The organism is Streptomyces sp. NK15101 (assembly GCF_020400725.1).
GTDB lineage: Bacteria > Actinomycetota > Actinomycetes > Streptomycetales > Streptomycetaceae > Streptomyces.
This window is the reverse complement of the sequence record NZ_JAINVG010000012.1, coordinates 1-11,367: the sequence shown is the minus strand read 5'-3', so window position 1 is coordinate 11,367 and position 11,367 is coordinate 1. Positions and strand designations below refer to the sequence as shown.

At 71.4% G+C, this 11,367-nt stretch carries 12 protein-coding genes; 3 read left to right on the top strand and 9 right to left on the bottom strand.

From position 1 onward, the window contains the following. Positions 1–244: 244 nt before the first annotated feature. The gene (locus K7G60_RS09320) at positions 245–523 is read right to left on the bottom strand and encodes a glutaredoxin family protein (RefSeq protein WP_225800336.1); all 279 of its coding nucleotides are present in this window, start codon (positions 521–523) and stop codon (positions 245–247) included. 106 nt (positions 524–629) lie between these two features. Here K7G60_RS09320 and K7G60_RS09315 point away from each other — a divergent pair, with 106 nt between their 5' ends. The 3 genes from K7G60_RS09315 (at position 630) to K7G60_RS09305 (ending at position 4,349) form a co-directional block, all read left to right on the top strand. Then, a complete protein-coding gene (locus K7G60_RS09315; RefSeq protein ID WP_225800335.1) occupies positions 630–1,577 on the top strand; it encodes an HAD family phosphatase in 948 nt (315 codons plus the stop codon). Positions 1,578–2,014: 437 nt separating this feature from the next. Further along, entirely contained in the window at positions 2,015–2,800 is a 786-nt protein-coding gene (locus K7G60_RS09310) for an ECF subfamily RNA polymerase sigma factor, BldN family (RefSeq protein ID WP_225800334.1), read from the top strand. Between the two features lie 298 nt (positions 2,801–3,098). Beyond that, positions 3,099–4,349: a DUF5667 domain-containing protein gene (locus tag K7G60_RS09305; protein ID WP_225800333.1), complete on the top strand. Its 1,251-nt coding sequence runs from the start codon at positions 3,099–3,101 to the stop codon at positions 4,347–4,349. A 110-nt stretch (positions 4,350–4,459) separates the two neighbouring features. On the opposite strand, the gene K7G60_RS09300 is transcribed toward K7G60_RS09305, so the two are convergent. The 8 genes from K7G60_RS09300 to K7G60_RS09265 form a co-directional block, all read right to left on the bottom strand. Further along, positions 4,460–5,509, bottom strand: a complete 1,050-nt coding sequence (locus K7G60_RS09300; protein WP_225800332.1) for a lysophospholipid acyltransferase family protein — start codon at positions 5,507–5,509, stop codon at positions 4,460–4,462. 15 nt (positions 5,510–5,524) lie between these two features. Further along, entirely contained in the window at positions 5,525–6,598 is a 1,074-nt protein-coding gene (locus tag K7G60_RS09295; RefSeq protein WP_225800331.1) for an NAD-dependent epimerase/dehydratase family protein, read from the bottom strand. Positions 6,599–6,789: 191 nt separating this feature from the next. Further along, entirely contained in the window at positions 6,790–6,888 is a 99-nt protein-coding gene (locus tag K7G60_RS09290) for a 30S ribosomal protein bS22 (protein ID WP_003948845.1), read from the bottom strand. Positions 6,889–7,050: 162 nt separating this feature from the next. Next, the gene (locus K7G60_RS09285) at positions 7,051–7,260 is read right to left on the bottom strand and encodes a helix-turn-helix domain-containing protein (RefSeq protein WP_030223786.1); all 210 of its coding nucleotides are present in this window, start codon (positions 7,258–7,260) and stop codon (positions 7,051–7,053) included. A gap of 127 nt (positions 7,261–7,387) precedes the next feature. Then, positions 7,388–8,203 (bottom strand): phosphatase, encoded by an 816-nt coding sequence (locus K7G60_RS09280; RefSeq protein WP_225800330.1) that lies wholly within the window; start codon positions 8,201–8,203, stop codon positions 7,388–7,390. A 94-nt stretch (positions 8,204–8,297) separates the two neighbouring features. Next, positions 8,298–9,473: an acetoin utilization protein AcuC gene (locus tag K7G60_RS09275; protein ID WP_225800329.1), complete on the bottom strand. Its 1,176-nt coding sequence runs from the start codon at positions 9,471–9,473 to the stop codon at positions 8,298–8,300. Next, positions 9,442–10,635 carry an MFS transporter gene (locus tag K7G60_RS09270; RefSeq protein ID WP_225800328.1) on the bottom strand — a complete coding sequence of 398 codons (1,194 nt, stop codon included), beginning with the start codon at positions 10,633–10,635 and terminating at the stop codon, positions 9,442–9,444. The genes K7G60_RS09275 and K7G60_RS09270 overlap by 32 nt, the downstream gene beginning before the upstream one ends. 43 nt (positions 10,636–10,678) lie before the next feature. Continuing rightward, entirely contained in the window at positions 10,679–11,326 is a 648-nt protein-coding gene (locus K7G60_RS09265) for an HAD family phosphatase (protein ID WP_225800327.1), read from the bottom strand. Positions 11,327–11,367 lie beyond the last annotated feature (41 nt).

Genomic DNA, 11,367 nt, shown 5'->3' with positions numbered 1-11,367 from the left:
AGGCGGCCATACGTCCCAAGACCGCCCCGTCGAATGCAGGCTATGTCTTTGTGAACGCGTGCACAAAGATGGTGTCCGTTTTGTCCGCCCAAAGTGACCGGGGTCACGCGGCCGGTTCGTATCGTCGCGGAACCGCGGAGCGCGTCAGAGCGTTGAGAACCCGAAGGGGGCAAAGCCGCACACTCTCCTCACGACGCCGCCCCCGAAACCCAACAAAACGTCCACGATGGTAACCGCCTTCCGGTCACGCACCCAGTTCGCGCCGGAGCCGTCCGGCGTCCACGCGCCAGAAGGTGTGCTGCTCGCCGTCGATCAGGACGACGGGGATCTGCTCCCAGTACGCCCGGTGGAGCTCCTCGTCCCGGGTGATGTCCTTCTCCTCCCAGGATGCTCCGGTCTCCGCGCAGACGGCCTCGATCACTACGCGGGCGTCGTCGCAGAGGTGACACCCCGGCTTGCCGATCAGCGTCACCACCCGCGAGGCGGCGTCCTTCTTCTTCGTACGTCCGAACATGGCGTCCATTCTGCGGGGCCCGGCAGCCCCCCGTAACACCGTCGGCGCCGACTGTTCACACCCCGGCATCCTCACAAGTCGGGAAGTACCGAACAGACTGGCTATGCTCAACGGCATGGCCGCTCTGGGATGGCTCACCCCCCGTAGGCGCTCCGCCACCGCGCGCAGCGTCCTGGCAGGCGAGGCCGCCGCCGAGGCGGCGCGCAAGTCCTCGCTCCAGCTGGAACAGGAGCGCGAGGAGGCCGCCGCCACCGAACCCGCGACCGCCGAGCCCGAGTTCCCGGTCGTCGGCGACGTGCGCGCGGCGGCCTTCTTCGACCTCGACAACACCGTGATGCAGGGCGCCGCGATCTTCCACTTCGGCCGCGGCCTGTACAAGCGGAAGTTCTTCCAGCGCCGCGAACTCGCGCGCTTCGCCTGGCAGCAGGCCTGGTTCCGGCTCGCCGGCGTCGAGGACCCCGAGCACATGCAGGACGCCCGCGACAGCGCCCTGTCCATCGTCAAGGGCCACCGCGTCTCCGAACTGATGTCGATCGGCGAGGAGATCTACGACGAGTACATGGCCGACCGCATCTGGCCCGGCACCCGCTCCCTCGCCCAGGCGCACCTGGACGCGGGGCAGAAGGTCTGGCTGGTGACGGCCGCCCCGGTCGAGACGGCCACGATCATCGCCCGCCGGCTCGGCCTGACCGGCGCGCTGGGCACGGTCGCCGAGTCGATCGACGGCGTCTACACGGGCAAGCTGGTCGGCGAGCCCCTGCACGGACCGGCCAAGGCCGAGGCGGTGCGGGCCCTCGCCGCCGCCGAGGGCCTCGACCTGAGCCGCTGCGCGGCGTACAGCGACTCGCACAACGACATCCCGATGCTGTCGCTGGTGGGGCATCCGTACGCGATCAACCCGGACACCAAGCTCCGCAAGCACGCGAAGGACCGGGACTGGCGGCTGCGCGACTACCGGACCGGCCGGAAGGCCGCGAAGGTCGGCATCCCCGCCGCCGCGGGCCTGGGCGCGCTGGCCGGGGGCACCGCCGCCGCGGTCGCCCTGCACCGCCGCCGCCACTGACGCTCCCCGCGAGGTCGCGCCCCGGCCCGCCGGGCCGGTCTGCCGATACGTTTCGGCTGCGATCATCTGCGACAACCCCGGACCAGGCGCGCTCACCCGTCCGTGGTCGAACAGCACCGCACAGGTCGACTCCCGGGCATTCCCGCTTCCTTACCCCGCAGCGGCCCGGTTCACTCACGCCTCCCGGACTTGAGCACAACGCATCGCCGGCGCAGTCACACTCGGAAGCTAAGTGATCAACAAACGGTCACGAACTGCGACTTGATGCGACTACAAGCAGTAACAGATACGTCGGAACCGGTGATTTGAGCAACTGGGTGTAGCGCTGCCTGTACGAAGCGTTATTCTCCTCAGACGCACAAAGGACCCCTCACGTCGCCACGACGGGTGAACGGTCCCGCACTGCACGTGATGGAAGCTCTGCCTCTGGGAGTCTCGTGTACCCACACGTCGGGGTTGACACCTCGGGCCTGGCTACGCTGCGCGCAACGGTCCTCGACCACTTGCGCGGCTTCGTCCCCACCGCGTACGCCGGCCCTGTCCCCGCCTTCGCCTTCGCCGCACCGGCACCCGCCGGACCTTGCTACGCCCTGGCCGACGGCGGCGCCGCCGTGGGCAGACGGGGCGCCCGCTCCGGAGCCTCGACCACCGCCCGCCGCCCCACCGCGGACAGTGACAGCGCCCGCATGATGGACCTGGTCGAGCGCGCCCAGGCCGGCGAGGCCGAGGCCTTCGGCCGCCTGTACGACCAGTACAGCGACACCGTCTACCGCTACATCTACTACCGCGTCGGCGGGAAGGCGACGGCGGAGGACCTCACCAGCGAGACCTTCCTGCGCGCCCTGCGCCGGATCTCCACCTTCACCTGGCAGGGCCGCGACTTCGGCGCCTGGCTCGTCACCATCGCCCGGAACCTGGTCGCCGACCACTTCAAGTCCAGCCGCTTCCGCCTGGAAGTCACCACCGGCGAGATGCTCGACGCCAACGAGGTCGAGCGCAGCCCCGAGGACTCCGTCCTGGAGTCCCTGTCGAACGCCGCCCTGCTCGACGCCGTCCGCCGCCTCAACCCCCAGCAGCAGGAGTGCGTGACGCTCCGCTTCCTGCAGGGCCTCTCGGTCGCCGAGACCGCCCGGGTCATGGGCAAGAACGAGGGTGCGATCAAGACCCTCCAGTACCGGGCCGTCCGCACCCTGGCCCGCCTCCTTCCGGACGACGCCCGCTGACCGCTCCGCGCCCCCCATACGCACCCCCCTGCCCCGGTCCGCGCCCCCACGCCCGCACCTCCCCCCACATCCCCACGACCCCCGCCCAACTCACAGTCGGTGACGCCCCGATGACGCACTGGTCCGATCATCTTTCGCGCGTAACCCAAGTGCCGCGCCGCTCGTTGTGCGGGATGCAGGCTCCCTGTGGTCACGCCATGTCCACAGCCACTCACTCTTTCGTGTGGATGTGCTCAAGGTGTGCAACCTTCCGGACACCCCGGGGAGTCGACCGTCATGACGAGAGGAGGTGCCGCCAGTGATCGCGAACGTATCGGCGCACCGGCGGGCGAACGCCTTCGCCCAGGCCCTGGAGGACCGGGCGTCCGAGGACGCGGCGGCCGAGCAGCCCGAGGCCCCGGCGGAGCCGGCCGAACCCGCCGAACAGGGGCGGCTGTTGACCTTGGCGAACGGCCTCGGAGAGCTGCCCAAGCCACAGCTCGACCCCGAGGTCAAGGTGGTGCAGCGAGCCCAGCTCGTCGCCGCCATGGAGGCGATGCTCCTGGAGGGGAGCGCCGCCGCGGGCCCTACGGTGCCGGAGCAGCGGACGTCCACCGGCAAGGGAGTCCACCGGGCGTCCCCTCTGAGGAAACTGCGCCCCCGGTCCCGCTGGACCAAGGGCCTCGCCGCCGGCGGCCTCACGGTCGGTGTGGCGGCGGGCGCCTTCGGCGGAGTGGCCGCTGCCAGCTCCGACGCCCTCCCGGGTGACTCGCTCTACGGACTCAAGCGGGGCATGGAGGACATCAAGCTGGGCATGGCGGACGACGACGCGGACCGCGGCGGCATCTACCTCGACCAGGCCTCCACCCGCCTCAGCGAGGCCCGTCGGCTCATGGAGCGCGGCCGCGCCGGGGAGCTCGACCACGAGTCCCTCGCAGAGATCCGCCGCGTCCTGGGCGGCATGAAGCACGACGCCGCCGAGGGCCACCGGCTGCTCCGCGCGGCGTACGAGCGGGACGGCGAGATCGGCCCGATGGCCCGGCTCAACTCCTTCGCCCAGGCCCACCGGAGCACCTGGAACGGCCTCCGCGACCGGCTCCCCGTCCAACTGGCGGACGTCGGCAGCGAGGTGACGGACGTCTTCGACGCCATAGACGAAGACGTCGAGCCGCTCCAGTCGGTGCTGCCCCGCACCCCCGAGAAGGGCGCGATCGGCTCGGAAGGGCCGCGAAGCAGCCCCACCGTGCCCCAGGGCACCCAGGGCACGGACAGCCACCGGACGCCCACCGGCCAGGAGACGTCCCCCTCGTCGGGCAGCCACTCCGCCTCGCCCCGCCCGTCCGGGTCCAGCGCGGGAGCCACCCCGAGCACGGGCGGCGGCACCGGCTCGACCGAGGACGACGGCCTCCTCGGCGGCGGAGCCGGCGGACTGCTCAACCCCTCCCCGACGGGCACGCCGACGGCCCCCACGGAGGAGCAGTCGACCCCGGACGTGCCGGACGTGACCCTTCCGCCACTTCTGCCGGGTCTCCTTCCGGGCCTCGGCATCGACAGCGAGGACGCTCGCTAGCAAGGAGAAGGGGCGCCCCCACGGACGGGGGCGCCCCTTCTTCCTGCCTCGAAAGCACCGGTCGAAGCACCGGCCGAAAGCACCGGTCAGAGCACCGGCCGAAGCACCGGTCAGAAGAACACCGACCGCCGCTCCACCAGCAACTTGTAGAGCGTGTGCTGGATCTGCTCCCGCACCTGGTCCGTCAGGTTGAACATCAGCATCGGGTCCTCCGCCGCCTCCGGCGCGTACGAGTCCGTCTCGATCGGCTCGCCGAACTGGATCGTCCACTTCGTCGGCAGCGGCAGCGCCCCGAGCGGCCCCAGCCAGGGGAAGGTCGGGGTGAGCGGGAAGTACGGGAAGCCGAGCACCCGCGCCAGGGTCTTGGCGTTCCCGAGCATCGGGTATATCTCCTCCGCCCCCACGATCGAGCACGGCACGATCGGCACCCCGGCCCGCAGCGCCGTCGAGACGAAGCCGCCCCGCCCGAACCGCTGGAGCTTGTACCGCTCCCCGAAGGGCTTCCCGATCCCCTTGAAGCCCTCCGGCATCACCCCGACGATCTCGCCGGCGCGCAGCAGCCGCTCCGCGTCCTCCGCACAGGCCAGCGTGTGCCCCGCCTTGCGGGCCAGCTCGTTGACGACGGGCAGGACGAAGACCAGGTCCGCCGCCAGCAGCCGCAGGTGCCGCCCGGCCGGATGGTGATCGTGGACGGCGACCTGCATCATCAGCCCGTCCAGCGGCACCGTCCCGGAGTGGTTGGCGACGATCAGCGCCCCGCCCTCGGCCGGGATGTTCTCGACGCCCTTCACCTCCACCCGGAAGTACTTCTCGTACAGCGGGCGCAGCAGCGACATCAGGACCTGGTCGGTGAGCTCCTCGTCGTAGCCGAACTCGTCGACCTCGTACTCGCCGGTGACCCGTCGCCGCAGGAACGCGAGCCCGCTCGCGAGCCTCCGCTCCCAGCCGCTCCCGCCGGCAGCGGCCCGCTCCGGCTCCGGGGCCGGCTCCGGCCCGGCCCCGGAGAGCCGCTCGGCCTCCCCCTGCTCCCCGGCCTCCTCAGGCGCCTGCTGGGGCCCCGGCAGGGCCCGCACGGCCGCCGCCTCGCCCTCGGCCCTGACAGGCCGCCGACGGGCCCGTGAGCGGTCGTCGTCGAACGGAATGACCTTGGCGTCCGCCATCGCAGTCGGGTCTCCTCAGGCGCCGTGGTGAAGGGTGGAAGCTTCGGTGGAGGGAGCGGCCGACGGAGCCAGCCGTCCGGCGAGCCGGTCGACCGCCCCGGCGAGCAGCTCGGGCGGCAGCAGCCCCGGCCCCCGGCCCCGCGCGAAGTCGGCGAGCGCCTCCGCCGTCGAGTAGCGCGGCACGAAGCCGAGGACCTCGCGCGTGTGGGCCGTCGAGACGACCCGGCCGTGCGTGAGGAGCCGGATCTGCTCGGGCGCGAAGTCGGTGATCCCGACCGTGCGCAGCGCGGTGCCCACCCAGGTGACCGCCGGCAGCAGCACCGGCACCGTCGGCCGTCCGAGCCGCCGCGCGCACTGGGAGAGCAGCAGCACCCCGTCCCCGGCCACGTTGAACGTGCCGCTGTTCTGGGTCGCCCTGCGGGGCTCGTGCGCCGCCAGGCGCAGGACGTCGATCACGTCGTCCTCGTGGACGAACTGCAGCCGCGGGTCGTAGCCGAGGACGGTCGGCAGCACCGGCAGCGCCAGGTACTCGGTGAGCGGGGAGTCGATCCGGGGCCCGAGGATGTTCGCGAACCGCAGCACGCACACCGCCACGTCCGGCCGGCGGCGGGCGAAGCCCCGGACGTACCCCTCGACCTCGACGGCGTCCTTCGCGAACCCGCCGCTCGGCAGGGACTTCGCGGACGTCGTCTCGGTGAAGACGGCCGGGTCCCGGGGCGCGGAGCCGTAGACGCTCGTACTGGACTTGATCACCAGCCGCCGGATCCGCGGCGACTTCTGGCAGGCGCCGAGGAGCTGCATGGTGCCGATGACGTTGGTCTCCTTGACCGACGTCCGGCCGCCGCCGCCGAGCGCCGTGCCGGTGACGTCGAGGTGGACCACCGTGTCGACGTCGTGCTCGGCGAGGACCTTGGCGATCTCGGGCCGGCGGATGTCCGCCCGTACGAACTCGGCGGCGCCGAGCTGGTGCGCGGGATCGACCGCGTCCACGGCGATCACCCGCTCCACTTCCGGGTCCCGCTGGATGCGCCGCACGAAGCGGCCGCCCAGATGCCGGGCGGCACCGGTGACGAGCACGACCTTGCCCAAGATCAGCGCCTTCCGTCCGTCTTCCGTCGGTCGCTTCCGTCCGTCTCTGTCGGTCGCTTCCGTTGGTCGACACCGTAGCGCCTCGACATTTCCGCGGGATAAAAGCGTGGCCCTATCAAAGAGGCGTGGCCCCCCACCGCGAACGGTGAAGGGCCACGCCTGACGCACAACGCTGCGAAGCAGCTGTCGCCTTACTTCTTGTTGCGACGCTGAACGCGCGTGCGCTTGAGCAGCTTGCGGTGCTTCTTCTTCGCCATCCGCTTGCGCCGCTTCTTGATAACAGAGCCCACGACTACCCTCGCTCACTTCTCGGAACATCCCCGCCTCGGCGGGGATCGGTGCGGGGCGTCTGGGCCCACACGACCTACGTCGGCCTAGCCTACCGTCCCGAGGACCACGCTTGTAATCCGAGGGCCATACAGAGCTCTCCCGGCGTTACGGCCGCGCGCTCGCTACGCGGTCCCCACCCCCACGAAGGACTCCCTCAGGTACTCGTGAACGGCCTGTTCCGGAACCCGGAAGGACCTGCCCACCCGGATCGCCGGCAGATGACCGCTGTGCACCAAGCGGTACACGGTCATCTTCGACACGCGCATCACCGAGGCGACTTCCGCCACGGTCAGAAACTTGACCTCGTTGAGAGGTCGATCGCCAGCAGCCATGACCCACCTGTACCTTCCGCCGCGACGCCCACCGGCTTCCCCTCCGGTGACTCTTCGTCGCCGAGCGCTCACTCTCCAGACTAGGGGCGGGTGGTACGAGTGGGGAAGAGGAGCTGCCATCGGCCGTTTACCGTGACAGACACGCTCGATTGAGTACATAGCGCGTCAGCGGGAGGTACGAGGCGGAGCACACCCCGTCGTCAAGCGGTACGGCCACCGACACCTGCCCCTCGGCCTCCCCGACGAACAGAGCAGGATCATCCGTATCGGCGAGACCGATGGCCTCGATACCCAGCTGACCTGCCCCGCAGACCCATCCGTGGTCCCCCACCACGAGCTCCGGCAGCGGCCCGCCGTCCTCGGCCGCGGTCTCCAGAGCGGCCCTGACCGGCAGCGGCGAGTGGGAATGCGCCCCCGGCACGCGCCCGTCCACGGGGGGCCCCGGTTCCCGTACCAGCGCGACCCCGCGTACGTAGTCGAGGAGGTACGTGCGTACGCCGAACCGGGTCGTTATGTCGACACATCGCCCCTGCGCCGGTGTGAGGACAAGACATCCCGCCGCCGACAAAGCGTCTGCGAGAGCGACGTAGAAACCGAGCAGACGGTGCGGATGACCCGTCCCGAAGAGCACCGGAACCCGCCGCGCGGCCGCCGCGCCCAAGCGCGCGGCGAAGGCGTCGAGCCCCCGCACCGTACGCTCCGGATCGATGGCGTCCGGCCCCGACCGGTGCGCCGGATCCCCCGACACCCCGCACTTGTCGGCCATCAGCCGCAGCAGTCCCGCCTCGTCCCACCCCCAGTCGGGGTCGAGCCCGAGCAGCACCCGCGGATCGCGCGCGGCGAAGAGCCGATAGCTCCGCAGGTTCTCCTCCCGCGAGGTCGCCACCGTGCCGGCCAACCCCGACGCCAACAGATGCGCCCGCAGCGCCCCGGTACTCAACACCCGTCCGATGCTGCCGGAACACCCCCGCCCGGGGACCCGAACCTCCCGGACACCCCACCGTCGGCGTAACGCCCAGGAGAACGTTCTAGATCGCCTAGGCGAGCAGCCCCCGCAGCGGGAAGGCCGCCTTCCGCGTCGCCAGCACCGCTTGGTCGAGCCGGTCCGCCGGGTCGTACCCCTCGGCCCAGTCCCGGAAGCCCACCGGCCACCGCCCGTCCGTCATCCGCAGCGGTCCCGGCTGCCGGGTCCGCGCGTACGCCTCGTCCCGCCAGGACGCCGGGATCACCGACTCCGGGTCCACCGGAGCGTGCGCCGCGATCCCCACCAGATGCGTCCACGACCGCGGCACGACGTCCACCACCGCGTACCCGCCACCGCCCAGGGCCAGCCAGCGCCCCTCCGCGTGCGCGTGCGCGAGCTCGTGACAGACCTCCTGCACCGCCCGCTGCGCGTCCAGCGACACCGCCAGATGCGCCAGCGGATCCTCGAAGTGCGTGTCCGCCCCGTGCTGCGTCACCAGCACCTGCGGCCGGAAGTCCGCGAGCAGCTCCGGCACGACCGCGTGGAAGGCCCGCAGCCACCCCGCGTCCCCCGTCCCGGCCGGCAGCGCCACGTTCACGGCCCCGCCCTCGCCGGCCCCCGCCCCGCCGGTCTCCTCCGGCCAGCCCGTCTGCGGGAACAGCGTCCGCGGATGCTCGTGCAGCGAGACCGTCAGGACCCGCGGATCGTCCCAGAACGCCGCCTGCACCCCGTCCCCGTGGTGCACGTCCACGTCCACGTACGCGACCCGCTCGGCGCCCAGTTCGAGCAACCGGGCGATGGCGAGCGAGGCGTCGTTGTAGATGCAGAACCCGGATGCGCCGCCCGGCATCGCGTGGTGCAGGCCGCCCGCGAAGTTCACCGCGTGCGCGGCCTCCCCGCGCCAGATCGCCTCCGCCGCGCCCACCGACTGCCCGGCGATCAGCGCCGACACCTCGTGCATCCCGGCGAACGCCGGATCGTCGACCGTGCCGAGCCCGTACGCCTGGTCGGCCCGGCGCGGGTCCGCCGACGCCGCCCGCACCGCCGCCACGTAGTCCTCGCGGTGCACGAGCCGCAGCGTCGACTCCCCGGCCGGGCTCGCCGCCACCACGTCCACCGCCCGGTCGAGCCCGTAGGCCCGCACCAGCGACATCGTCAGCGCGAGCCGTACCGGATCCATCGGATGCTCGGACCCGAAGTCGTACTGCGTGACAGCTTCATCCCACATCAACAGTGCGCGGCCGCTCATGCCCGCCACCGTATCGGGCCTCTCGCAAACCGAACGACGTGGCGTACACCACCGTCACCAGGACCAGCACCATCGGCACCGCCATGGCCCCCCGATAGCTCCACGCGTCCCCGAGCGCCCCCACCAGGGGGGACCCGACGAGGAAACCGACGTAGTTGAAGACGTTGAGCCGCGCGACCGCCGCGTCACTGGCTGCCGGGAACAGCCGTCCCGCCGCGGCGAAGGTCTGCGGCACGATCACGCTCAGCCCGAACCCCAGCACCGTGAACCCGGCGATCCCCGCCCAGGCGCCCGGAGCCAGCGCGACCAGCGCGAACCCGAGGCCCGCCAGCACCGTCCCCGCCCGGACGACCGCGACGGCCCCCAGCCGCCGGACCCCGAGGTCCCCGACGGTCCGCCCGAGCAGCGTCGTCACCATGTACGCGTTGTACGGCACGGTCGCCAGCTCCTCGGAACTGCCGAGCACGTCCTGGAGGTACTTGGCACTCCAGTTGGAGACGGTCGAGTCCCCGATGTACGCGAAGGTCATCACGAGACAGAGCGGCAGCAGCACCTTGAAGGCGACACCGCTCCCCTCCCCCGCCCCGGCCGGCACGGACCCCTCACCGGCCACGTACCACCGGCTGCCGACGAACGCGACGGGCAGCAGCACGGCCACCACCGGCAGGTAGGAGACGAACAACGACAGGTGCCAGTGCGCCCCCGCCCAGGCCAGCGAGGCCCCCGCGATCCCGCCGAGGCTGTACGAGGCGTGGAAGCCGAGCATGATGCTCCGGCCGTACGCCCGCTGGAGGCTCACCCCCAACATGTTCATGGACGCGTCGAGCGCACCGACCGCGATCCCGAAGAGCCCCAGCGCGACCGCCGCGTGCCAGAGCTCGGAACCGAGCCCCACGGCGAGGAGGGCCAGCAGCACGAAGGGCTGCGCCCACCGCAGGACCACCGCGGGCCCCACCCTGGCGACGGCCTTCTCGGTCGCCACGCTCGCCACCCCGGCCAGGATCGGCACGGCGGCGAGGAAGGCCGGCAGCAGCCCGTCCGAGATCCCGTACTGGTCCTGGATAGCCGGTATTCGGGTCACGAGCAGGGCGAAGGTGACCCCCTGCACGAAGAAGCTGACCGCCAGGGACCCCCGCCCACGCCGCAAGCGCGCATCTGTCATGGCGGCACAGCGTAGGGCCGGAACCTACCGCTGGGTAGATGGATCACGTCCCCAAAATCGCGGGGAGCTCGTCCATGCTCCCGAAGAAGCCCTTGGCCCCGGTCAGCTTCTCCTCGGGCGTCATCGCGGTGAACCCGTACACGTCCATGCCGGCGGCCAGGGCGGCCTGGACGCCGGGCCCGCTGTCCTCGACGACCACGCACCGCTCGGGAGCGACCCCCATCCGCTCGGCGGCGTGCAGGAACAGATCGGGCCAGGGCTTGCCCCGGCCGACGTCCTCGGCACTGAACACGATCTCGTCCCGGAACCAGGCGTCGAGCCCGGTCTTCCGGTGACCGACCCGGATCCGCTCATGGCTCCCCGAGGAGGCCACACAGTACGGCACGCCGGCGGCGACCAGCCCCTTGAGCACGTCGGCTGCCCCGACCACGGCCTCCAACTCCGCCTGGAAGGCGGCGAAGACCCGGGCGTGGAACGTCTCGTCGAAGTCCGCGGGCAGCCGCTGCCCGCTCCGCTCCTCGACCAGCTCATGAATGCGATGCATGGCGGAACCCATGTAGTCCCGCACCGACTCCTCGTACGTGGTGGGATGCCCGAGCTCCGTCAGATAGCCGGCCAACAGGGTGTTGGAGATCGGCTCGCTGTCCACCAGCACACCGTCGTTGTCGAAGATGACCAAGTCGTATCGCATGGCCACAGCCTAGAACGCAAAAATGCCTCAACCCCCGGACA